The organism is Bacillus sp. bc15, from assembly GCF_900142585.1.
Taxonomy (GTDB): Bacteria; Bacillota; Bacilli; order Bacillales; family Bacillaceae_G; genus Bacillus_A; species Bacillus_A cereus.
The window spans coordinates 688,480-711,146 of record NZ_FRBJ01000002.1 but is presented as its reverse complement, the minus strand read 5'-3'; the positions used below and the strand labels follow the sequence as shown (position 1 = coordinate 711,146).

Sequence of the window (22,667 nt, the reverse complement as noted above, 5' to 3'; positions counted from 1 at the left end):
CTTATTTCACCTCACTATTCTCCGATTCCAGATTGTACAATATTAAGATCTAAATTTATATCCACCGCTATATTTTTATACATATTTCGAATTTGTTTTATATTCCATTTTCTTGTATGGCTTCTAATTTCATCTCGTATTCCTAAAGGATCAATTTCCTTTTCTTGAAATTGTTTTATTAAATCTTCACAGTCTTTTTCGACATTTCGTTCAATTTGTTTTTTTATATAGTTGATATTTGTTTTTTTTCTTAGATCAATCCAATTAGGAGAGTTTTTAATTAATCCATTTAGTTTTAAATGGATTTTTACTTTTGGTATGTCGCCAGTTTGATCTATATCATACTTATTTTCCCCAGCTAAGTTTTGTATAACAACCATACCTTTATGTTTATCCTTTTTTATTGCTGCTTCGTAACGTCCATTTTTCGTAGGATTAATAAGTAATTTTGCTAAAACAGAATGTCTTTTATCCGTATACATGACGACTTTATCGCCTTTTAAAAAGGCAAGTCCTTTGACAGCGACAGAATGATTATCGTCCATTTTAATATAAGGAACATAGGCATCACATACAGAAGAGTAATAATTATATAAAAAAATGTTTAATTCAGTTTGTGGAATGTTCTCATTTCTTATATTTTGCTCGAGTAAATCAGCAATATATAAAGACCCATTTTTTTTTCCGTAATTTAAAAGCTCTTCAGCCGATCCATCTACAATTGCTAGTTGTACATCACGCCCGATATTTGGGTCACGTTGTAAGTTAGTAATAATCTCTCCCATTCCGCGTTCCCCTAGAGCCTTTCCAAATAGGACGACACGCATTTGACCTACAACAACATTGTGAGGAGATTTCGCATTTAATCGTGAAGCAATTGTTTCAAGTGAACGGGCAGATGTTGTTTGCGTCTCTGGTTTAGACTTTACACCATGTGTGTACTCTGGGAATAGAATAGTTCCTTGGAATTTTTTGTTTTTTGTGATGTCAAATCCAGCAATATGAATAATACGCTGTGCATCCACTATATACGTTTGTGTACAGCCAGTTTGTAAAACGAAGAAGATAATGATAAGGTGCAATAAAATTTTTTTCATTCATTCTCACCATCACGTTTTTGCTTCGATTTGTTTGGATTGTAGCGCCATTTTGATTTTGGTCTAAGAAAAGAAGGTCTTTGTGCCGTTTGACTAAATGGTAATCGAAGAAAACCTTCTGCTGTACCTAAACCACGAAATGGATATAAAGGTAATAAATAAGGTGATCCAAGTGATTTTAATTTAATTAAATGAGCTAAAATAAATACAAATCCGACAATAAGGCCTAATCCTCCGAATGCACCGGCTAAAAGAATAAGCGGAAAGCGTAACAACCGGATAGTAGAAGACATCTTTACAGTCGGTGTTGTGAAAGATGCAAGGGCGGATAAAGCAACTGCAATTAATAAAATTGTACTTGTTAAAGCTGCTTCAACAGATGCTTGTCCAATTACAATCCCCCCAACAATCCCAATCGTTTGTCCGACTTTTGTCGGTAAACGTGCTCCTGCTTCACGAAGCAATTCAATTGTAATTTCTAAAAAGAGTGCTTCTAGAATAGGAGGGAAAGGTACGTTAGCTCTCGAGAAAATAATAGGACCTAGTAAATCGGCAGGAATCATTTGATAATGATATGTTAAAGCCGCTGTATAAATAGCGGAGGAAAACAGAGAAAATATAGCTCCGAAAAAACGAATAATACGAAAGAACGATCCAATCATCCACGGTAAATAATAATCTTCTGGTGAAATGAAAAAATCCAGTAACGTTGTTGGTCCTGATAAAGCATATGGAGAGCCATCTGTTAAAATTAAAACTTCCCCGTTAATTAACGCAAATACAGCTCGATCTAATCGTTCTGTAGGTAATAGAACAGGAAAAGGTGAATTGCTATTATCACTAATAAATTGCTCAATCATAGTTGAATCAAATGGGACATCAAAGTCAATGTCTTCTAGCCGTTGTATTGCGGTGTTGATGAATTGTTCATTTGTAATTCCTTCTATATAAGCAACTGCTACTTTCGTTTTTGATATAGATCCGACGGTAACTTCTTTAAAAATGAGTTGCTCCGTTACGATATTTCGGCGTAATAAGTGGATATTTGTATCAAGGTTTTCAACGAAACCGATTTTAGGCCCGATTACGCTATACTCATTTTCTGTATCGTTATATAATCGTTTTCCTAAAACAGTACTTTCGGCACGAATTAAAGCATATTGATCAGGATTCGAATTGTTTTTTAATCGTATTAAAATATATCCACCTAATAATTTTTCACGAATATCATCAATAGAAGGGGAGGTAATAATGTCTTCAATAGAGATGATATTACATAAATCAGAGATGTTTTGGATTTGTTCCGATTCCTTTTTTATAGGAGTTAAAATGAATTGTTTAATAATAAGTGCTTCCACGACAGATTTATAATAAAACAAGCACAACGTTTCATCTTTAAGTATGTTATAAGAGACAAAATCGCTTGATTCTTTCATGGTTTGTATAAATTCTGGAATAGAACAAAGTGTTTTTGTATTAGTCTTTTTTGATTTCTTAGATGATAAACCGAACATTTTCTCACCCCTAACTTACATCATTTACTTGTGTTAGTTTTTGGGAAAGACGGGAATTTATACTTAAAAATTGAAAGTTCATAAAGAAAAGGAAGAGTGGTGAATGGCTCTTCCTTTTTAGCATTTTAATTTGTTTTTTGTTCTTTAATAGACTTCACTAATTTCATCATTTCCGCTCGTATATCTTCTTTTTTTACATTTAATTTTTCGGCAATTTGTTTAATGTCCATTCCATCTTTTTTCATTTTTAATACATCGTCAAGAGGGGTATTGCTTTTTTGAGAGATGATTGTTAACACAGTAAGATGACGCAATTTGATGTTATATTCTTTCATTTTTTGCTTTAGCTGATCCGGTGTGGATTTTTGCATAGTTGCTAACTGTTGTAGCAGTGCTTGCTTTGTTTCTTTATTCATATGATGCTTTTTCAGCTTACTTGGATCTACACCGAAATGCTCGGCTGTTTTCTCCCAAGATTTATTTTGCTTATAGTAAGATAAAACATCTTTTATTTCTTGTTTACTGATTCTTGCAATGTGAGCAGCTTTCCAAATTTCATGTTTGTTATAGCCGAGCTTTTCTAGCGACTGCATTTCTTCTTCTGAAATTGGTTTATGGTGATGCATTGTTACTTCTTTCGGTGTGGCAGCGGAAGCCGGGAAGATAATTGCTCCGCATAATAATGCTGCCATAGTCATACAAACAGCGATTTTTTTGTACATGTAAACTCCTCCTAGATGGATAATGTAGAAAACTGTACACATATCATTTCCATAAAATGTGAAATACTTGTGAACAAGTTAAGTTTTTTTATTCACAGCATAGAATGACGTTTTTAGAAGTTTTCCAACATAAAACATTGATTAATAGTAAAAAACTAAGGTATAATCGAAATTGAAAATCAATATCAATACTAACGATAAACTTATACATATAGATAAAAATAAGGGAGAGATAAATATGACTACATATACTTCCATCGCTAATGTGATTAAAGAAAGACGCTCTGTTCGTACATTTACAGACAAAGCAGTAGAAAAAGATTTATTAATTGAACTATTAAATGATGCAACATGGGCACCTAATCATAAGCACCGTGAACCATGGAATTGTAAACTATACATCGGAGAAGGCCGCAAGAAATTAGTAGATGCAGTATTAAATTCTTTCACAGAAGAAGAAAGAGCGAAACGCGGTAAAATTTTATCAGATCGTTTCTTAAGCACGCCTGCACAAATCGTTGTATATATAAATGAAGATCCGCGTCAAATTCAACGTGATGAAGATTACGCTGCAACATGTGCATTTATGCAAAACTTCCAACTTCTTGCTTGGGAACGTGGATTAGGTTGCGTTTGGAAATCAGGCGGATTAAACTACAATCCATTATTTATAGAAGGAATCGGTTTAACAAGAGGCCAACGTATCGTTGGAATTCTTCATATCGGCTATTTCGATAAAGCGCCAGAAGGAAAAGCTCGTACTCCGATTACGGAGAAGATGGAGATTATTGAAGGTTAATAGATGAGACATTCTCGTTTTTGCGGGGGTGTCTTTTTATTATGCAATCAATCCTCATGAAAGCTTGTTTTTCATCATACACTTTCTTAAGGGAAAGTGTAAGGAGGGAAAATAATGAGAGCAAGTGACGATAAAGCACTGCAATATGCGATTGCGGAAATTACGGAAATTGCGACTGGATTTGGGCTTGATTTTTATCCAATGCGTTATGAAATATGTCCAGCGGAAATTATTTATACATTTGGTGCATATGGGATGCCGACAAGGTTTTCACATTGGAGTTTTGGAAAACAATTTTTCAGAATGAAATTACAATACGATTTGGGACTTAGTAAAATATACGAACTCGTTATTAACTCTGATCCATGTTACGCCTTTTTATTAGATACGAACTCTTTAATTCAAAACAAATTAATTGTAGCGCACGTTTTAGCACACTGTGATTTCTTCAAAAATAATATTCGTTTTTCAAATACGAAGCGAGATATGGTAGAGAGTATGGCGGCAACAGCGGACCGTGTGAAAGCGTATGAGCATAAGTACGGAAAAGCAGAGGTAGAAACATTTTTAGATGCCGTACTTGCCATTCAAGAGCATATTGATCCGTCGCTTATGCGTCCGAAGCTCGCATGGAGTATTGATGATTTAGAAGAGGACGAAGTAGAAAAGAAAAAGGTATCACAATACGATGACTTATGGAATTTAGATAACCGAAATAAAAAACAAGAACGCTCTAATATACGTAAAAAGAAGAAAATCCCGCCGCAACCAGAGAAAGATTTACTCCTCTTTATTGAAGAATATAGCCGTGAGCTAGAAGATTGGCAGCGTGATATATTAACGATGATGCGTGAGGAAATGTTATATTTTTGGCCGCAGCTTGAAACGAAAATCATGAACGAAGGCTGGGCGTCCTACTGGCATCAACGCATACTTCGTGAAATGGACTTAACATCTGATGAAGCAATTGAATTTGCAAAATTAAATGCGGGTGTTGTACAGCCATCAAAAACAAGCATTAATCCATACTACCTCGGTATTAAAATGTTTGAAGATATTGAAGAACGGTACAACAATCCAACAGAAGAAATGAAACGACGAGGCGTAAAACCAGGATCTGGCCGTGATAAAATGTTTGAAGTACGCGAAATTGAATGGGACGTATCGTTCCTAAGAAACTACTTAAATAAAGATCTTGTTATGCGAGAAGATATGTACTTATTCCAGCGCCAAGGAAAAGAATATAAAGTAATAGATAAAGAATGGGAGAATGTGCGTGATCAACTCGTAAATATGCGGACAAATGGTGGGTTCCCGTACTTAGTAGTAGAAGATGGAGACTACTTAAAGAACGGAGAATTATACATTAAACATAGTTACGAAGGAATCGAGCTCGATTTAAAATACTTAGAAAAAGTATTACCATATCTTCATCAGCTATGGGGAAGAACGGTGCATATGGAGTCCATTGTGGAGAGTAAGGGCGTTGTGTTTTCTTATGATGGGAAGATGGTGCACCGGAAGTATGTGTGAGGGGAAGAACGGACATAGGATACTGTGTCCGTTCTTTTTTATTTGGAACAAGGTCAAATATGCTATTCTTTAAAAAAGGGAGTTACATAGAGAAATGGAGCGATTCAAATGAGCAAAATAGGGGTATGTAAGGTTGATATTACGCCGCCTGTAGGTATTGATTTTGTCGGATATCATAGAGAGGCAGGCATAAATAATGTTGAAGAACGTATTTACGGGACAGTTTTTGTATTTGAAAAAGATGAAATGAAGACTGTGTTTATAAGCATTGATAATATCGGTATGTTAGTAGAAGATACGAATATGATTCGTGAACGAGTAGCGAGTGAGGTTCATGTGCCAGTTGAGCGAATAACTGTTGTTTATACTCATACGCATTCCGGTCCAGAGACAGTCGGTGATGATCCGCTAGTGCAGTCGTATAAAATGATTTTAGTAAATAATGTAGTACATGGTGCTGTTACTGCAAATAACAATTTAAAGCGATGCGAAGTTGGATGGGGTGTTACGACAGGTGATATTGGGGTCAATCGAAGAGAGAGAACATCTGATGGAAAAGCGAAGATGGGAACAAATATAGATGGTGTTGTAGATAAACGAATTGGTATGTTAGCAATAAGAGATGCTGAAACGAAGGAGTTATCTGGGGTTTTAGTATTTTGTACTGCGCATCCGAATGTTTTAAAAGGTGATAGTGATGAATTATCAGCGGATTATCCTGGAATGACGAGAGAGATTCTAGAGCAGATAGTGAACTGCCCTGTTATTATCGTTCAAGGTGCCGCTGGAAATGTGAATGCGAAATATCGCGGTTCAAGGGAAGCGTTAAAACAAATGGCCTATTTACTTAGTGGACATGTATTAACGATGTTGCCAACAGTTACATATAGCCCAATTGTAAATTTAAGAACAGTTTCGAGTATGATGCAAATGAAGTTGAATGATATTCCTGAATTTGATGAGATACGAAGCATGGCTCGATTAGCCGAGAAGCAGTGGGGCGTGAATACGGACGAATGGCTTACTATCGTATTAGAGAAATATAGGCAAGGTATTCGGCGGTTAAGTATTGATTTAGAAGTGCAACTGTTTCAAGTTAATGATGGGATTTTCTCTGGCATACCGATGGAACCATTTTCAGAAACTGCCCTAGAAATGAAAGAAATCCTTCAAAATGAATTAGTTTTCTTTGGTGGATATATGAACGGATATCTTGGTTATTTACCCACAAAAGACGAATATGCATATGGCGGATATGAAGTAGAATTAAGTCCTATTGTGTATGGAACAGTTACAAATTTGTTAATGCCACCGGGAGAGAATACTGCGGAGCTGATTGTGAAGAAGGTTACGGGTTTATGTAATAAAGTGAACCTTTAATGAGACAGATTTTTGAACGCAGAGTAAAGAATATGACTAAGTGTGTGATTTTGTTAAGTCAACGTAATTAATAATGATTATCATTATTAATTACGTTGACTTTTAAAAAAAGAAAAACTAGAATTTATAAAGGGATCTTCAATTGTTCGCTATCATTTGTATAGGAGGTAAGTTATGGTGTATAGCTTTATTTCTATAAGATGTAGGTTGGCTCTTTATAGTTTTGGTGTTATTTTTATCTTTTTTTGTATAGTATTTTTGGTGAATCAAAAGGTGTATGCAGAAGATGTACCGTGGACATCAGTTTCAAATGAGGGAGAACGTGTACTTTTTCAAGAACAATCTTTGTATAGTGATGATCGAGGGGGAGAAGATCTTGTTTCGCCTTCATTTGAAGGGCGTAAACATGGTAGGGAAGATTGGGGAGCCTTCTTAGAAAATACGAAGTTAAATTATTCACCTAACATTCTTACCTATTCTGTTATAGGAATAGATGATCGAATACGGGTTAATGATACAACTTCATATCCGTATAGTGCCGTAGTCCATATAGCAACTCAGTATAATAGTGGAGAAATTTATGGATGTACAGGAGCACTAATTAGTAAAGATACAGTGCTGACAGCTGGACATTGTATTTACAATAAAGAAATTGGTGGATGGGCAACAAATGTTATTGTAACTCCAGGACGTAATGGAGGACAAGCACCGTATTTACCTTATAAAGGAACAAAACTTTACTCGGTAAGTGGATGGACTGATAACGAAAATTCAAATTATGATTATGGAACGATTAAATTAAATGGGTCTCCAGGAGATTATACAGGTTGGTTTGGATATAGAACTACCTATGTAGAATCACCAAAAGGTTTACTTGCGGTGATTCCTGGATATCCAGCTGATAAAATAGGAAATGAACGTTACACAATGTGGAGAGATTATGGTCCAATTGAAGATGTTAATCCTAGCAGACTAACATACAAGATTGATACTTATGAAGGGCAAAGTGGATCACCTGTATATCATTATTTTGATACAGGTATCAAAATAATAGCCATTCATACAAGAGGGAATAAAAATATGAATTTTGGAAATCGGATAACAGACAATGTGTTTAATAATATTAAAAGATGGTCTGAATAAATATAGTAAATCCATTTGGATTCATTTTCTTAGACTTTGGTATTTAAGAAATTTAAGCGAAATATATTTAACTTCAAGTGAAACTATTGAGTTTGGAAATTTAAATGTAGGTGTAGTTCAGTTATCTAAAACAAGTATGCCCTCATACTACACCATCTTTAGGTATTGATGTAATAGTAAAGAAAGTTATAGAACAGAGCTATATGAAAAAGAACTTGGAAATATCTAAGTTCTTTTTTTGTTTCAAATTTGTGAAAGAAAGACATATTGATTGAAATTAAATTTTTTATACTCTATCATATACCCATACAGGTATAGGTTTTTGTGGTACATGAGAAAATTAAATAATATGGAGGTTTAAAATATGTCCAGAAAAATAGTTGTAGTAGGCGGAGTTGCCGGCGGGGCATCAGTAGCTGCAAGGCTTCGTCGTTTAAGTGAGGAAGATGAAATTATTATGGTTGAACGCGGTGAATACATTTCATTTGCAAACTGTGGATTGCCATATTATATTGGCGGTGTCATTACAGAAAGACAAAAATTATTAGTACAAACTGTTGAAAGGATGTCAAAGCGTTTTAATTTAGATATACGTGTATTGAGTGAAGTGGTAAAGATTAATAAAGAAGAGAAAACAATTACTATAAAGAATGTAACTACAGGTAAAACATATAACGAGGAATATGATGTTTTGATTCTTTCACCAGGGGCGAAACCAATTGTTCCACCTATTCCGGGCATTGAAGAAGCAAAGGCGTTGTTTACGTTACGAAATGTACCTGATACAGATCGTATAAAAGCGTATATTGATGAGAAGAAACCACGTCATGCGACGGTTATTGGTGGTGGATTTATTGGAGTGGAAATGGTTGAGAATTTAAGAGAACGTGGGATTGAAGTTACTCTTGTAGAGATGGCGAATCAAGTGATGCCACCAATCGATTATGAAATGGCAGTATATGTACATGAGCATATGAAGGTGCACAATGTTGGGCTTGTTTTTGAAGATGGTGTAGATGCGTTAGAAGAGAATGGGACTGTTGTACGTTTAAAAAGTGGCTCACTTATAAAAACAGATATGATTATTTTAGCAATTGGTGTACAACCAGAGAGTAGTTTAGCGAAAGATGCAGGATTAGCATTAGGAGTTAGAGGAACGATAAAGGTAAATGAGAAATTTCAAACATCTGACCCATATGTATATGCAATTGGTGATGCGATTGAAGTGAAAGATTTTGTTACAGAAACAGAAACGATGATTCCTTTAGCGTGGCCAGCTAATCGTCAAGGTCGCATGTTAGCAGATATTATTCATGGTCATACGGAGTCTTTATATAAAGGTACGATGGGAACTTCTGTGGCTAAAGTTTTTGATTTAACAGTTGCTTCGACTGGAGTAAATGAGAAAATATTAAAACGATTAAATATACCCTATGAGGTAGTACATGTACAGGCGAATTCGCATGCTGGATACTATCCGAATGCTACGCCAGTGCTAATAAAATTAATCTTTAATAAAGAAAGCGGAAAAATTTACGGAGCACAGGCTTTAGGGCGTGATGGAGTAGATAAGCGTATCGATGTTATTGCAACGGCAATGAAGGCAAATTTAACTGTAATCGATTTACCAGATTTAGAATTATCATATGCCCCGCCGTATTCTTCTGCAAAAGATCCAGTAAACATGGTGGGGTATGCTGCAAGTAATATAGTAGATGGTTTTGTGGACACAGTGCAATGGCATGAAATAGATCACATTGTTGAAAATGGTGGGTACCTTATTGATGTTCGAGAACCTAATGAACTAAAACAGGGAATGATTAAAGGCTCTATTAATATTCCATTAGATGAATTACGTGATCGATTGGATGAAGTACCAATGGACAAAGAAATATATATCACTTGCCAACTTGGTATGAGAGGGTATGTTGCAGCGCGTATGTTAATGGAAAAGGGATATAAGGTAAAGAATGTAGATGGTGGTTTTAAGTTGTATGGGACAGTATTGCCAGAACGTGTTGTATATTGATATTTTTCATCTTCTACTTAAAAATTTAGTGGAAGATGAAAATCTATAGATTAAGGTTTTATTTTTTGGTTTGCGAACATATAAGACAAAAATTAAAAATAGGGGTTTACAAAATACCCTATAGGGTATAATGTATTGTCATAGGTTATAAATGGTGACATAATGGTAATGAGGTGATTATAGAATGGAATATAATCAAGATATGAAAAATAGATTGAAACGTATTGAAGGTCAAGTTCGTGGTGTGCTTCGTATGATGGAAGAAGGAAAAGATTGCCGAGAAGTTATTACACAGTTAACAGCATCTCGTTCTGCACTTGATCGTACAATTGGACTCGTTGTTGGAACGAATTTAGAGCAGTGTTTGCGTGAACAGTTTGAAAGTGGTAATGGTTCAAATGAAGAGTTAATTAAAGAAGCTGTTCAATTACTTGTAAAAAGCCGATAATCTGTCAAACGTAAGTGTTGACAGATTTTCAAAAACGTTTTAATATACCCCTACAGGTATATGTATATAAATTGTGGAGGAATCGATTATGAGTATAAAAGTGGATATGAGTTTAGATTGTAAAGGTTTGGCTTGTCCGATGCCTATTGTGAAAACTAAGAAGGCAATAGAAGGGTTAACACCAGGGCAGGTGATTGAAGTTAAGGCAACAGATAAAGGATCTACGGTAGATATAAAAAGTTGGGCGGGTAAAGTAGGACATCAATATATCGGGACGAAACACGAGGGTGATGTATTGGTGCATTATGTTAGGAAAGCAAACGAGCATGAAGTGAATGAAATTGTGAAATATCCTCATACAATTATGAATGCAGAATTACAGTCTATATTGTCTAATGGAGAAGAGAACATTGTATTAGATGTTCGCGAAGCAGCGGAATTTGCTTTTGGCCATATTCCATCCGCCATTTCGGTACCATTAGGTGAATTAGACAGCGCAGTATTAGATAAGACGAAGCAAATTTATGTTATTTGCCGAACTGGTAATCGCAGTGATATAGCTTGCCAAATGTTGAAAGAGAAAGGTTATTCAAATGTGAAAAATGTCATTCCAGGTATGTTAGAGTGGCAAGGGAATATAGAGAAATAAATTTTTTTGAATAAAAATATACCTATGGGGGTAATAGAGTGAGTGTTAAACCGTTACAAGCAAAAGATGTGGCAGAGAAAGTGTTATTCGGAGAGTTATTCATTTTAGATGTTCGTAATGAGGCGGATTATGAAGATTGGAAAATTGAAGGGAAACAAGTTTCTTCTATTAATAGACCTTACTTTGACTTGTTAGATGGTGTAGATCATATTGTAAGTGAATTACCTAAAGATAAAGATGTTTTAGTAGTATGTGCAAAAGAAGGGTCTTCTATATTTGTAGCAGAGCAATTAACAGAGGCTGGATTAGAAAATATTTATTATTTAGCTGGTGGCATGAAGGCTTGGAGTGAATATGTAAAGCCTATAAAAGTTGGAGATTTAAAAAATGGTGGAAGTATGTATCAGTTTAACCGCCTTGGAAAAGGCTGTTTATCTTATATGGTCGTTTCAAATGGTGAAGCAGCAGTTATTGATGCAGTAAGAACAGTTGAAGCATATGAAGAATTTGCGAAAGAGCATGGCGTTACGATTACGAATGTAATGGATACACATTTACATGCAGACCATATTTCCGGAGGACGTAAGTTAGCGGAAAAGGTAGGTGGTACGTATTGGTTACCACCAAAAGATGCAGAGGAAGTTGTTTTCTCATACGAACCGCTTGTTGAAGGATCTGTTATTACGGTGGGGGGTACTAAAATTGTAATTGACGCATTATACTCACCAGGGCATACGATTGGAAGTACGTCATTCATTGTAGATGATTCTTATTTATTATCAGGCGATATTTTATTTGTAGATTCAATTGGGCGTCCTGATCTTGCTGGTAAGGCTGAAGATTGGGTGAGTGATTTACGTAATACTTTGTATAGCCGATATAAAGAGCTATCTCAAAATTTAGTTGTGTTACCGGCTCATTATTCAAAAATAAGTGAAATGAACGAAAGTGGTATCGTTAGTGCAAAATTAAAAGATTTATTTGAGCATAATGCAGGATTAAATATTGAGGATGAGGGAGAGTTCCGTAAAGTTGTAACAGAAAACTTACCACCTCAGCCAAATGCATATGAAGAAATTCGTCAAACCAATATGGGTAAAATTCACCCAAGTGTGGATAAAGAGCGTGAAATGGAGATTGGTCCAAATCGTTGTGCAGTGCACGAATAATGAAATAAATAAAAAATGGAGGAATTGATGATGAATATAAAACAAGTGTTAGATGCGAAAGGTTTAGCATGTCCAATGCCGATTGTAAGAACAAAGAGAGCAATGGATGCTCTACAAACTGGAGAAGTGTTAGAAATACATGTAACGGATAAAGGGTCAGTTAAGGATATTCCAGCGTGGGCAAATAAATGTGGCCATGACATCGTAAAGCTTGAAGAAGAAGGCGATGTGCTGAAGTTTTGGATTAGGAAGGCGTAGTGAAGCAATAGTTTTGTAAATATAGAGAGGTTGGTTATATGAACACAATATTAAGTACGCTTTTCATTGTACTTGCTGCATGGTTTGTTATTTCACGATTTTTACCAGTGAAAGGTGTTCAAAATATAAATGGCAAAGAATTGAAAAGTATAGTGGGGAAAAAGGGGAAGTATTTTATTGATGTCCGTACAGTAGGTGAATATAGAGGGAATCATATGAAAGGCTTTCAAAATATCCCCCTAAATGATCTAGCAAGTAAGGCGAATCAATTAGATAAGAATAAGGAAGTAATCGTTATTTGCCAAAGTGGAATGAGAAGTAAGCAAGCAGCAAAGGTATTAAAGAAATTAGGATTTCAGCACGTTATCAATGTTTCAGGCGGTATGAATGGTTTGTGAGGAGGGAATTTAAAATGAAAGAAATGACAGTAAAAGAATTGGAAGAAAAATTGTTACGTAAAGAAGCAGTAAATATCGTGGACGTACGTGAAGTAGAAGAAGTAGCCGAAGGGAAAATTCGAGAAGCGTGTAATATTCCACTAGGACTATTAGAGTTTCGTATGCATGAGTTGGATAAAAAGAAAGAGTATATTATCGTTTGTCGTTCTGGCGGAAGAAGTGCACGAGCAGTTCAGTTTTTAGAGAGCTACGGTTTTCAAGCAATTAATATGGTAGGTGGTATGTTAGCATGGGAAGGTAAAGTCGTATAGTACAGAGATACATGATTTGAGCCTTTTTATAAATGATAAAATACCCCTATAGGTAATCGGAGGGAGAACAACATGGAACAACAGAAGAAAACAACAATCGTTTTATTTAGCGGAGATTATGATAAAGCAATGGCTGCTTATATTATTGCAAATGGTGCAGCGGCGTATGACCAAGAGGTAACTATTTTTCATACTTTCTGGGGATTAAATGCTTTAAGGAAAGATGAACATGTGAATGTAAAGAAAACATTTATAGAAAAAGTATTTGGAAAAATGATGCCACGCGGTGCCGATAAGATGGGATTATCCAAAATGAATTTTGCTGGCATGGGGCCAAAGATGATTAAAGGCATTATGAAAAAACATAACGCAATGCCTTTGCCAGATTTAATTGATTTGGCGAAAGAACAAGGAATTAAACTTGTAGCTTGTCAAATGACAGTAGATTTATTAGGGTTAAAAGAGGAAGAGATTATGGAAGGGGTAGAGTTTGCAGGCGTAGGGGCATATTTAGCAGATGCTTCGGATGGGAATGTAAACTTATTCATTTAAATCACCTTCTTTTTAGAAGGCGGGGGATGTAAGATGAGCTTAGTCGTAGTACTTTTTATAATTGGATTTATAGGATCGTTTATATCAGGAATGGTTGGAATTGGCGGTGCGATTATTAATTATCCGATGATCTTATACATTCCGGTATTTCTGGGATTTTCTGGCTATACATCACATGAAGTGAGCGGTATTACAGCGGTACAAGTATTCTTTGCAACTTTTGCAGGCGCGTGGGCATACCGGAAAAGTAATGACATGAATAAAACGTTAGTTATGTATATGGGAGCTAGTATATTAATAGGAAGCTTCATAGGGAGTTTCGGTGCTAACATATTAGAGGAACATACAGTCAATGTTGTTTATGCAGCATTAGCTACAATTGCAGCTATTATGATGTTTGTACCGAAACAAAATAATAGTGGAGATGTGAAGTATAATAAATGGTTAGCAAGCTTGTTAGCGTTCGTTGTAGGGGGAGCTTCAGGCATTATAGGAGCTGGAGGTTCATTCCTTTTAGTTCCCATTATGCTAGTTATTTTAAAATTACCACTGCGCATGACGATCGCGACATCTATCGCTATTACGTTTATTTCCTCAATAGGGATTACTACAGGAAAAATGATTACTGGGCAAGTAGTTATCATTCCAGCTCTAATTATTGCGGTTGCCAGTATATTTGCTGCGCCACTTGGAGCACGAGTCGGGAAGAGGCTAAATCAAAAAGTACTGCAATATGTATTGTCCACTTTAATTGTAGGCACTGCTGTTAAAATGTGGATCGATATGATATCAAAATAAAAGGATGGTGCTGCTTACAGCCCATCCTTTTATTTATTGCCCGTAAACCTAACGGATTATAGTTTTACTTTATGCCCAAATAACTTTCATTAAGTTTTTATATTCGTCATTTGCTAATTTATATAGCATTCTCGTATGTTCAAAGACAAGTGCTGGATTAAAGTTTGGTTCTGAGAATGCAAGAGATGCTGAAATATCAATTGCATTTTGCTTGTTTAATGTGAATTTTGCAAAGCGATAAGATGTGTTTAATTCATTAATAACATGTAAAATATCATTTGTTGATGTTGCATCAGGCACGTGAGCAACATTGAAGCAGTATATATCTACCGTAGGATGTTCGTTTTGGAAAGCAGCGATAAGTTGAATTTTTGCGCCAGCTTCTGTCTCTAATCCTACTGAAAAATGAACAGAGCCATCATTTTCATCTATATTTTCTTCCATGTATATATCGTTGGATTTTAAGTAGTCTTTAAAATCTGAGATGTTATGTTTTACTGCAGCTTTCATATGTATGAGCCCCCTGATAATTGGAATAGATTGCTACTATTTATTATAATTTAAAAATATTAAAAAAGATAGTTAGAAAGTTCTGATTTTTGATTCTGAAGAAATAAAAAGAAGCAGTACTCTACCTCCATAGAGTACTGCTTCTTTACTATTCATTGTCGTTAGACGATGTTTCTGTATCTTCACTGCTATTTTTGTTCTTATTTTTCACTTCATTGTTACTTGATTCGCGTTCACTTGAATTTTCAGACTTAGATTCTTTTGTCTTTTTCGAATCAGAGTCTGAGTCAGACTTTGTATATGCAGGTAGCCCAAGATGAGTACGAAGTTCATTTGTAACATTAGCTAATTCTTTTTTATCTGGATTGTAGTAGTAAGTTCGACCACCACCAGCAGATTTGCTACATGTATCGTCACCTTTTGCCATATAGCAATCATCACCTTGGATTTGTAATTTCTCAATTTCCGAATCCGATCCATATTTATAGAATGAAAGCATATCATCAAATGTTAAGTTTGTAACGAATTGTCCGTTAATATCATCAATGATGTTGCCAACTTTTGTTACAGAACCAACACTTGTTAGTTTCTTTAAAATAGCCTCGATAACGAGTTGTTGACGTTGTCCACGCATTGCATCACTATCGATGTGTCTTGTTCTAGCAAGAGCAAGAGCTTCTTCGCCATTTAACTTTTGAACACCTTTTTCTAGGTGAATTGCCTCAGCATTATCATTGCTATCTTGCTCAGTAAATTCAACTGGTACATCAACTTCAACACCGCCCAAGTCATCGACGATTTTTATAAATGATTTAAAGTTAAATTTCACAAAATAATCGACAGGAACATTCATTAATTTTTCAACTGCATCAATGCTTGCTTGTGGTCCACCATTTTTTCCGTTTTTAGCAGAACCGAATGCATGAGCGTGTGTAATTTTATCTTTTTTCTTTTCTATTGGGATATAAGTATATGTGTCACGTGGGATACTTAATAGTTTAACAGTTTTGCTATCTTTATTAAATGTTGCAAGTAAAAGCGCATCTGTTCTTATAGCTTCACCATATTCTTTTCCTCGGACATCGCTTTCATCAACACCCATTATTAAAACAGAGACGTTATTTGTAATAGGTTTTACAGCTTTATCTCGTAAATCAGATTTATCACCGCGTGCTAAATCGTGTGCGGCATTTCGAACAGCAGAAGATGCTTTATTTACTAAAAACCAAGTATAACCGCCGCCTATTAATAAAACGAATAGTATAGCGCTTATAATAATTTTTATTTTTTTCTTATTTTTTTTCGGTTTACTGCGTGTATTTTCTTGCAAAGATGGGTTTTGCTCCATTTCTTGTACTCCTTCATTTGGATTGAAATACGACACTCATATCCACTTATTATAATGAAATTTAGCGAAAAAAAACATTACAAATCATTTACATTTCGTAAAAATTCAATTTATTTATAAAAAGTCAGATTTTCTATATATTATTTTGTAGATGTAGAATAAGTATAAGGGCTATTAGTAGAAATGAAAATATATATTATGAGAAAGTGATAGGGAAGTAAGATTTGTTGAAATATAGCCAAGAAGAAATGAGTAAGCTTACTTATTTTTTCTATATAATAAAGAAGAATTTGACGGATAAAGGAGAGAGCATAATGAAACATACATCATTCCGAGCAATCGTTGTGAACGAAACGGGAAATCATCAGTTTGTAAGAAAAGTTGTTGAGAGAGAAGTAAGTAGTTTACCTGAGGGAGACGTACTCATACAAGTTCATTATTCTTCATTAAATTATAAAGATGCCCTTTCAGCTACTGGTAATAAAGGTGTTACGAGAACGTATCCTCATACGCCAGGAATTGATGCCGCAGGAGAAGTTGTGAGTAGTGAAGATAACTCCTTTAAGGTAGGAGATCAAGTTATTGTAACGGGATATGACTTAGGTATGAATACCTCTGGTGGTTTCGGAGAATATATTCGGGTCCCATCATCTTGGGTCGTGCCTTTACCAGAAGGAATGTCATTAAAGGAAAGTATGATGTATGGGACAGCGGGTTTTACTGCTGCTTTATCGGTATATAAGCTTATTGGAGCAGGAATCAAGCCTAGTATGGGAGATGTTTTAGTAACGGGTGCTACAGGCGGCGTAGGGAGTGTAGCTGTTAGTATATTAAGTAAGTTAGGGTTTAACGTAGTAGGAGCGACAGGGAAAATGGAAGAGGAACAGATGCTACTACGTCTAGGAGCGAAAAAAGTGATTCATCGCGCGGAATTGAATGATGAATCAGGAAGACCGATGTTAAAAGGGATATACGCCGGAGTTATCGATACTGTAGGTGGACATATGTTAGAAACAGCTTTAAAAACAGTAAAGTATGGTGGTTGTGTAACGACATGCGGTAATGTGGCAGGCCAGGAACTACAAACAACAGTATATCCATTTATTTTACGAGGCATAAGCCTTTTAGGGGTAGATTCCGTGCAATGTCCAGTGGATGTGAGAAGAGATGTGTGGACGCTTTTAGCGAAAGAATGGGGAAATAAAGAATTACTATCTTATACAGAAGAATGTACATTAGAAGAATTAGAGAAGAAGTTTACACTTATATTGCAAGGAAAGTTAAAAGGAAGAACAGTTGTTAAAATATAATGAAAAAAGAGACGCTTAAGTTAGCGTCTCTTTTTTCATTATAATGATTGTTTTAAATTGATTTTTCCTTGTTCGCCTAAAACACCGTCAGCGATATTTACAGCGTGATCGCCAATGCGCTCTAAGTTACTTACCATATCGACGAAGATGATACTTGCATCACCTGAACAGCTGCGTTCGTTTAGACGTAATACGTGACGTTTACGAAGAACACGTTCCATTTGGTCGATTTTGCGTTCTTTTGCAATAACAGTTTGAGCTAGTTCAGTATCGAAGTTTGTTAAAGCTTCAACTGAGTCTTGCAGTGTTGAAATCGTTAATTCTAGCATTTCGTTTAATTCAGCTAATGCTTCGTCTGATAGTGAAACACGGTTTGAAATTTGGAAATCTACAAGTTCTACAAGGTTTTCTACATGATCACCGACACGTTCAATATCTCCAACAACACCTGCTAAAACAGAATGTTTTTCAGAATCCGTAGGTGAAAGTGGCTTTTCTGACAGTAAAACTAAATACTCGGTAATTTTTTTATCTAAATTGTTAATAGCTCCTTCTAATTGAGTAGCCATGTTTGCGTGTTTTTTGTCTTGTGTATTTAAAAATTGATTTGCTTCTTTTAATCCATGTAATGAGAACTCAGCCATACGGATAATCTCTTTTTGAGCTTCAGTTAAAGCGATGGCTGGAGATTGTTCAATAAAGATTGGATTTAAATGTTGCGGTTTGAAATTAATAGCAGAATCTTCGCCGCGGATAATTTTTGTTACAATCCATGCTAATACTGCAATGAATGGGAACTGAATGATTGTATTTGTTACGTTAAATGTTCCGTGTGCAAATGCAATAGTCATTTCTGGATTCAAGTTTAATGATGTTTGGAAATATTGAATTAAACTTGTAAATGGTACTAATAAAATTGTAAAGATAATTGTACCGATAATATTAAAGATAACGTGAACTAATGCTGCACGTCTTGCTGCAATTGAAGTACCGATAGCTGCTAATACTGCTGTAATTGTCGTACCGATGTTATCACCGAATAATACAGGAAGAGATGCTTGTAAATCGATTGCACCTTGACCGAATAGTTCTTGTAAAATACCGATTGTTGCACTTGAGCTCTGTACAATTAAAGTGAAGACTGTACCGACAACAATTCCTAAAATTGGATTATCACTCATGCTAATCATTAAATCTTGGAATGACTCTAAAGAACGAAGAGGTTTCATACCTGCGCTCATTAATTCTAAACCGAAGAATAGCATACCAAAACCGAATACAACTTGACCTACAGAATGTACTTTTTTATTTTTAAAGAAGAATAGTAAGATTGCTCCAACTGCCATAACTGGGAGAGCATATTCTCCGATTTTAATTCCGATAATAAATGCAGTAACTGTCGTACCGATGTTTGCACCCATAATAACACCGATTGCTTGTCTTAATGTCATAAATCCAGCACTTACAAGTCCGACTGTTAAAGCGGTTGTTCCTGAACTTGATTGGATTAATACAGTAACTAACATACCTGCTAGTACACCCATAAGTGGGTTTGTTGTAAAACGATCTAGAATATCTCGAAGACGATCTCCAGCTGCTTGTTGCAGTCCATCGCCCATGTATTTAATCCCGAATAAGAAAATACCTAATCCACCAATGAACTGGAAGATCATATCTTGAACATTATATTCCACGCATTCCACTCCTTAAATTTCATGTACGATGTAATTATTAACTGAACCTTGAGGCACTGTAAACGGTTTGCTAGTAAAATTTACACTAATTTTACAAAGAGAAGAAAAGTTTACAATCCCTTAAAGAAACAGCTGTATTTTATTGGTTTTCATCTTGTGAAAATCTTAATTTTGTAAAGAAATCACACTTTTTAGAATAATAATGTTCAGTTGAATATCAAGGAAAGCGTCTGCGAGTTCATCGTATATTTTTTGATGAAAGTTAAAAAAATATGTAGGAAAATGCATGTAGTTTTATAACAGCAAAATGAGGGAAAATAATTTTTTAACACGATAAAAAAGCTACTGATTTATCCAGCAGCTTTTTCCGTGTTTTTATCGCTATGCTTTTGTTTTCTTATGCTTGTAATGTAAATGAAGAGAAAAGCAATAAGTAACAGAGAGGAGTAACGATATACAGTTGCATAGTTTGTAAAATGAGCAATAAATCCAAATATAATAGCTCCAGCGCCGATACCAAGGTCAAATGCGGAGAAGAATGTAGCCGTTGCTACGCCACGTCGATGCGGCGCTACGCGGTCAATCATCCATGCTTGTAGTGCAGGTTGGATCGCCCCAAAACCACTTCCGTAACATGCTGCAGCAATAATTAAGCTCGGAATTGTCGTCGTATACGACAATAAAATAATACCTGTAAACGTTATAATAACTCCCGGAATGATGACGAAAGTATGGCCTTTCGCATCATATAGCTTTCCAGAGAATGGACGAGTCACAGCAATTGCTAGTGCATTACATAAAAAGAAAAGGCTAATATCAGCTATGCCGACTTCTGTAGCAAATAGTGTTATAAAACTTCCGATTCCTCCGTACATTAATGTAATACATAATATTAATAATGAAGGAAGTAAAGCTTTACGCTCAATAAATCCATCGAGAAAAGAACTAGATGATTGTTGTGGAGGCTGTTTCGTTTTTTGGATTTGAAGTAGTTTCGTTAATATTAATGAAACAATTGTGCACGATAATGCACATAAAAAAAGAATTGTGAAGTTATATGTTTGCATAAGCCATAGTCCGATAAGTGGACCGAGGGCCATTGCGATTGTTCCAGAAAGACCAAAATATCCCATGCCTTCTCCGCGGCGAGCTGAGGGAATTAAATCAGAAACGACAGTTCCATATGTAGTCGTTGTAATACCGAAACCAGCTCCGTGTAAAATACGAACAGCAAGCAAGAGAAAGATTGTTGAGGCGAAAAGGTAACTGCCCATAGCGAGTAAACAAATAGCAGTACCGATCATTAAGATGATTTTTTTATTAAATTTTTGCAAGGCGTTCCCAGTTAGCGGTCTAACAAAAAGTGCCGCAACGGTAAACATGCCGACAACCAATCCGATATTGGAACTTGTGCCACCAATTTCTTTCACATAAACAGGTAAGGTTGGAATTAACATTTGAAACCCTAAAAACATACATAAGTTTGCAAAAATTAAAGCAACAAACTCTTTTGTCCATAACGGTTCTCGTTTTACGAGTATTGCTTCTCCCATATATTCATCCCCTATATAAAATTTTCTCTTTTCTTTCGAGTATATGTATTGGCCAATGAAACAGTCAAGGAAGGTGTCTTGAAAACGGATAACAATTTTTAAGATGAAAAACTGACAAATTTGTGTAAAAGCTACACAACTATGACAAAAAGATGTAAAGTATAGATGTATAGACTTGTAGGTGTTAAGAATGATAGAAATTGTTTTTTCTTTAAAGAAAGCGGATTCAAAAGGGTAGTGAACAAGAAGGGGATATATACTTTTTCACTACATATATTTGAAAAGGTTTACAATATGATGAAGAAAGAGGCGTGTACATATGAGACGATTAGGTATTTCTATTTATCCAGAACATTCAACAGTAGAGAAAGATAAGGAGTATTTAACATTAGCAAGTAAATATGGATTTACACGTGTGTTCACATGTTTATTATCTGTGGATGGAGAAAAAGAGAAAATTATAGAAGAATTTAAAGAAACGATCTCTCATGCGAATGCATTAGGGTTCCAAGTATTAGTTGATATTAGTCCATCTGTTTTTGAACAATTAGGTATTTCGTATAATGATTTATCATTCTTCCATGAATTAGGTGCGTACGGTATTCGTTTAGATGTTGGTTTCTCAGGATTAGAAGAATCAATTATGACTTATAATCCGTATGGTTTGAAAATTGAGATTAATATGAGTAATGGTACGAAGTATGTAGATAACATTATGAGTCATAGACCAAATCGTGAAAATTTAATTGGTTGTCATAATTTTTATCCGCATCGTTATTCAGGGTTATCATACGATCATTTCATTAAATGCTCGAAACAATTTAAAGATTACGGTATGAGAACGGCTGCTTTTATTTCATCATTTGATGCAACATACGGACCTTGGCCAGTAACAGAAGGGTTATGTACATTAGAGCAGCATCGTGAATTACCGATGACAACACAGGCGAAGCATTTATTCGCGACGGAATTAATTGATGATGTTATTATTGCAAACGCATATGCGTCAGAAGAAGAATTACAAGCACTAGGTGCATTAAATAAAGAGAAACAAACATTTGATATAGAACTATATGATACAACGACAGAACTAGAAAGAATTATCGTATTAGACGAACCACATTTTTATCGCGGAGATGTATCTGAATATATGATTCGTTCTACACAAAGTCGTGTGAAATATAAAAAAGAAGAGTTTAAACCTCATAATACGCGTGAAATTAAGCGTGGAGATTTATTAATTGATAATGAACAATATGGCCAGTATAAAGGCGAATTACAAATTGCATTAAAAGATATGGTGAATACAGGAAAAACAAATGTAGTTGGTCGAATTATAGAAGAAGAAATTTTCTTATTAGATTATTTACAAGCATGGGATAAATTCGGGTTCACATTAAAGAAATAGAGAGAATATAAAGGGGAAAAACTACTGATTTCAGCAGCTTTTCC

22 protein-coding genes are annotated in these 22,667 nt (G+C 35.3%); 15 read left to right on the top strand and 7 right to left on the bottom strand.

The window, feature by feature from the left end; translation table 11 throughout:
- Positions 1–14 precede the first annotated feature (14 nt).
- The 3 genes from BUA87_RS13520 to BUA87_RS13510 form a co-directional block, all read right to left on the bottom strand.
- Positions 15–1,097 carry a Ger(x)C family spore germination protein gene (locus tag BUA87_RS13520; RefSeq protein WP_000722245.1) on the bottom strand — a complete coding sequence of 361 codons (1,083 nt, stop codon included), beginning with the start codon at positions 1,095–1,097 and terminating at the stop codon, positions 15–17.
- Positions 1,094–2,611, bottom strand: coding sequence for a spore germination protein (locus BUA87_RS13515; protein WP_072939951.1), 1,518 nt, complete (start codon positions 2,609–2,611; stop codon positions 1,094–1,096). Before BUA87_RS13515 ends, BUA87_RS13520 begins: the two co-directional genes overlap by 4 nt.
- A gap of 125 nt (positions 2,612–2,736) precedes the next feature.
- Complete coding sequence (locus tag BUA87_RS13510) at positions 2,737–3,333, bottom strand: hypothetical protein (RefSeq protein ID WP_072939948.1); 597 nt, start codon at positions 3,331–3,333, stop codon at positions 2,737–2,739.
- Positions 3,334–3,571: 238 nt separating this feature from the next.
- Between BUA87_RS13510 and BUA87_RS13505 the strand changes: the two genes are divergently transcribed.
- The 13 genes from BUA87_RS13505 to BUA87_RS13440 all read left to right on the top strand — a co-directional run bounded on the left by BUA87_RS13505 (position 3,572) and on the right by BUA87_RS13440 (position 14,800).
- Entirely contained in the window at positions 3,572–4,132 is a 561-nt protein-coding gene (locus tag BUA87_RS13505; protein WP_000214819.1) for a nitroreductase family protein, read from the top strand.
- A 114-nt stretch (positions 4,133–4,246) separates the two neighbouring features.
- On the top strand, positions 4,247–5,665 hold the full coding sequence (spoVR, locus tag BUA87_RS13500; protein ID WP_072939945.1) for a stage V sporulation protein SpoVR: 1,419 nt from the start codon (positions 4,247–4,249) through the stop codon (positions 5,663–5,665).
- Between the two features lie 108 nt (positions 5,666–5,773).
- Positions 5,774–7,045 carry a neutral/alkaline non-lysosomal ceramidase N-terminal domain-containing protein gene (locus tag BUA87_RS13495; RefSeq protein WP_072939942.1) on the top strand — a complete coding sequence of 424 codons (1,272 nt, stop codon included), beginning with the start codon at positions 5,774–5,776 and terminating at the stop codon, positions 7,043–7,045.
- A 174-nt stretch (positions 7,046–7,219) separates the two neighbouring features.
- Entirely contained in the window at positions 7,220–8,188 is a 969-nt protein-coding gene (locus BUA87_RS13490; protein ID WP_065228331.1) for a trypsin-like serine peptidase, read from the top strand.
- Positions 8,189–8,552: 364 nt separating this feature from the next.
- Positions 8,553–10,217, top strand: a complete 1,665-nt coding sequence (cdr, locus tag BUA87_RS13480) for a CoA-disulfide reductase (RefSeq protein WP_065228332.1) — start codon at positions 8,553–8,555, stop codon at positions 10,215–10,217.
- A 184-nt stretch (positions 10,218–10,401) separates the two neighbouring features.
- Positions 10,402–10,665, top strand: coding sequence for a metal-sensitive transcriptional regulator (locus BUA87_RS13475; protein WP_000456206.1), 264 nt, complete (start codon positions 10,402–10,404; stop codon positions 10,663–10,665).
- Positions 10,666–10,753: 88 nt separating this feature from the next.
- On the top strand, positions 10,754–11,314 hold the full coding sequence (locus BUA87_RS13470; RefSeq protein WP_072939934.1) for a sulfurtransferase TusA family protein: 561 nt from the start codon (positions 10,754–10,756) through the stop codon (positions 11,312–11,314).
- A 38-nt stretch (positions 11,315–11,352) separates the two neighbouring features.
- The gene (locus tag BUA87_RS13465) at positions 11,353–12,483 is read left to right on the top strand and encodes an MBL fold metallo-hydrolase (protein ID WP_000114056.1); all 1,131 of its coding nucleotides are present in this window, start codon (positions 11,353–11,355) and stop codon (positions 12,481–12,483) included.
- Positions 12,484–12,510: 27 nt separating this feature from the next.
- Positions 12,511–12,741 (top strand): sulfurtransferase TusA family protein, encoded by a 231-nt coding sequence (locus tag BUA87_RS13460; RefSeq protein ID WP_002093886.1) that lies wholly within the window; start codon positions 12,511–12,513, stop codon positions 12,739–12,741.
- Positions 12,742–12,779: 38 nt separating this feature from the next.
- Positions 12,780–13,139, top strand: coding sequence for a rhodanese-like domain-containing protein (locus BUA87_RS13455; RefSeq protein WP_001092317.1), 360 nt, complete (start codon positions 12,780–12,782; stop codon positions 13,137–13,139).
- 14 nt (positions 13,140–13,153) lie between these two features.
- The gene (locus tag BUA87_RS13450) at positions 13,154–13,450 is read left to right on the top strand and encodes a rhodanese-like domain-containing protein (RefSeq protein ID WP_072939931.1); all 297 of its coding nucleotides are present in this window, start codon (positions 13,154–13,156) and stop codon (positions 13,448–13,450) included.
- Positions 13,451–13,522: 72 nt separating this feature from the next.
- The gene (locus tag BUA87_RS13445) at positions 13,523–14,002 is read left to right on the top strand and encodes a DsrE/DsrF/DrsH-like family protein (RefSeq protein WP_000437741.1); all 480 of its coding nucleotides are present in this window, start codon (positions 13,523–13,525) and stop codon (positions 14,000–14,002) included.
- A gap of 33 nt (positions 14,003–14,035) precedes the next feature.
- Complete coding sequence (locus BUA87_RS13440; protein WP_072939928.1) at positions 14,036–14,800, top strand: sulfite exporter TauE/SafE family protein; 765 nt, start codon at positions 14,036–14,038, stop codon at positions 14,798–14,800.
- Positions 14,801–14,869: 69 nt separating this feature from the next.
- Here the strand turns inward: BUA87_RS13440 and BUA87_RS13435 are convergent, their stop codons facing one another.
- Positions 14,870–15,310 carry a hypothetical protein gene (locus BUA87_RS13435; RefSeq protein ID WP_000642361.1) on the bottom strand — a complete coding sequence of 147 codons (441 nt, stop codon included), beginning with the start codon at positions 15,308–15,310 and terminating at the stop codon, positions 14,870–14,872.
- A 148-nt stretch (positions 15,311–15,458) separates the two neighbouring features.
- Complete coding sequence (locus BUA87_RS13430) at positions 15,459–16,658, bottom strand: LCP family protein (RefSeq protein ID WP_000437406.1); 1,200 nt, start codon at positions 16,656–16,658, stop codon at positions 15,459–15,461.
- Positions 16,659–16,972: 314 nt separating this feature from the next.
- Here BUA87_RS13430 and BUA87_RS13425 point away from each other — a divergent pair, with 314 nt between their 5' ends.
- Positions 16,973–17,968 carry a YhdH/YhfP family quinone oxidoreductase gene (locus BUA87_RS13425; protein ID WP_072939925.1) on the top strand — a complete coding sequence of 332 codons (996 nt, stop codon included), beginning with the start codon at positions 16,973–16,975 and terminating at the stop codon, positions 17,966–17,968.
- 38 nt (positions 17,969–18,006) lie between these two features.
- Here the strand turns inward: BUA87_RS13425 and BUA87_RS13420 are convergent, their stop codons facing one another.
- Positions 18,007–19,662 (bottom strand): Na/Pi cotransporter family protein, encoded by a 1,656-nt coding sequence (locus BUA87_RS13420; protein ID WP_000456276.1) that lies wholly within the window; start codon positions 19,660–19,662, stop codon positions 18,007–18,009.
- 350 nt (positions 19,663–20,012) lie between these two features.
- Positions 20,013–21,215 carry an MFS transporter gene (locus BUA87_RS13415; protein WP_000503253.1) on the bottom strand — a complete coding sequence of 401 codons (1,203 nt, stop codon included), beginning with the start codon at positions 21,213–21,215 and terminating at the stop codon, positions 20,013–20,015.
- Positions 21,216–21,534: 319 nt separating this feature from the next.
- Here BUA87_RS13415 and BUA87_RS13405 point away from each other — a divergent pair, with 319 nt between their 5' ends.
- Positions 21,535–22,623: a DUF871 domain-containing protein gene (locus tag BUA87_RS13405; RefSeq protein WP_001253350.1), complete on the top strand. Its 1,089-nt coding sequence runs from the start codon at positions 21,535–21,537 to the stop codon at positions 22,621–22,623.
- The last annotated feature ends 44 nt before the right edge of the window (positions 22,624–22,667 follow it).

Bases quoted from the DNA above. Each gene is read 5' to 3' on its own strand.
- BUA87_RS13475 (WP_000456206.1), top strand. From the start codon at position 10,402: ATGGAATATAATCAAGATATGAAAAATAGATTGAAACGTATTGAAGGT.
- BUA87_RS13440 (WP_072939928.1), top strand. From the start codon at position 14,036: ATGAGCTTAGTCGTAGTACTTTTTATAATTGGATTTATAGGATCGTTT.
- BUA87_RS13435 (WP_000642361.1), bottom strand. From the start codon at position 15,310: ATGAAAGCTGCAGTAAAACATAACATCTCAGATTTTAAAGACTACTTA.
- BUA87_RS13430 (WP_000437406.1), bottom strand. From the start codon at position 16,658: ATGGAGCAAAACCCATCTTTGCAAGAAAATACACGCAGTAAACCGAAA.
- BUA87_RS13445 (WP_000437741.1), top strand. From the start codon at position 13,523: ATGGAACAACAGAAGAAAACAACAATCGTTTTATTTAGCGGAGATTAT.
- BUA87_RS13515 (WP_072939951.1), bottom strand. From the start codon at position 2,611: ATGTTCGGTTTATCATCTAAGAAATCAAAAAAGACTAATACAAAAACA.
- BUA87_RS13505 (WP_000214819.1), top strand. From the start codon at position 3,572: ATGACTACATATACTTCCATCGCTAATGTGATTAAAGAAAGACGCTCT.
- cdr (WP_065228332.1), top strand. From the start codon at position 8,553: ATGTCCAGAAAAATAGTTGTAGTAGGCGGAGTTGCCGGCGGGGCATCA.
- BUA87_RS13425 (WP_072939925.1), top strand. From the start codon at position 16,973: ATGAAACATACATCATTCCGAGCAATCGTTGTGAACGAAACGGGAAAT.
- BUA87_RS13520 (WP_000722245.1), bottom strand. From the start codon at position 1,097: ATGAAAAAAATTTTATTGCACCTTATCATTATCTTCTTCGTTTTACAA.
- BUA87_RS13510 (WP_072939948.1), bottom strand. From the start codon at position 3,333: ATGTACAAAAAAATCGCTGTTTGTATGACTATGGCAGCATTATTATGC.
- BUA87_RS13490 (WP_065228331.1), top strand. From the start codon at position 7,220: ATGGTGTATAGCTTTATTTCTATAAGATGTAGGTTGGCTCTTTATAGT.
- BUA87_RS13455 (WP_001092317.1), top strand. From the start codon at position 12,780: ATGAACACAATATTAAGTACGCTTTTCATTGTACTTGCTGCATGGTTT.
- BUA87_RS13470 (WP_072939934.1), top strand. From the start codon at position 10,754: ATGAGTATAAAAGTGGATATGAGTTTAGATTGTAAAGGTTTGGCTTGT.
- BUA87_RS13405 (WP_001253350.1), top strand. From the start codon at position 21,535: ATGAGACGATTAGGTATTTCTATTTATCCAGAACATTCAACAGTAGAG.
- BUA87_RS13450 (WP_072939931.1), top strand. From the start codon at position 13,154: ATGAAAGAAATGACAGTAAAAGAATTGGAAGAAAAATTGTTACGTAAA.
- BUA87_RS13460 (WP_002093886.1), top strand. From the start codon at position 12,511: ATGATGAATATAAAACAAGTGTTAGATGCGAAAGGTTTAGCATGTCCA.
- BUA87_RS13415 (WP_000503253.1), bottom strand. From the start codon at position 21,215: ATGGGAGAAGCAATACTCGTAAAACGAGAACCGTTATGGACAAAAGAG.
- spoVR (WP_072939945.1), top strand. From the start codon at position 4,247: ATGAGAGCAAGTGACGATAAAGCACTGCAATATGCGATTGCGGAAATT.
- BUA87_RS13495 (WP_072939942.1), top strand. From the start codon at position 5,774: ATGAGCAAAATAGGGGTATGTAAGGTTGATATTACGCCGCCTGTAGGT.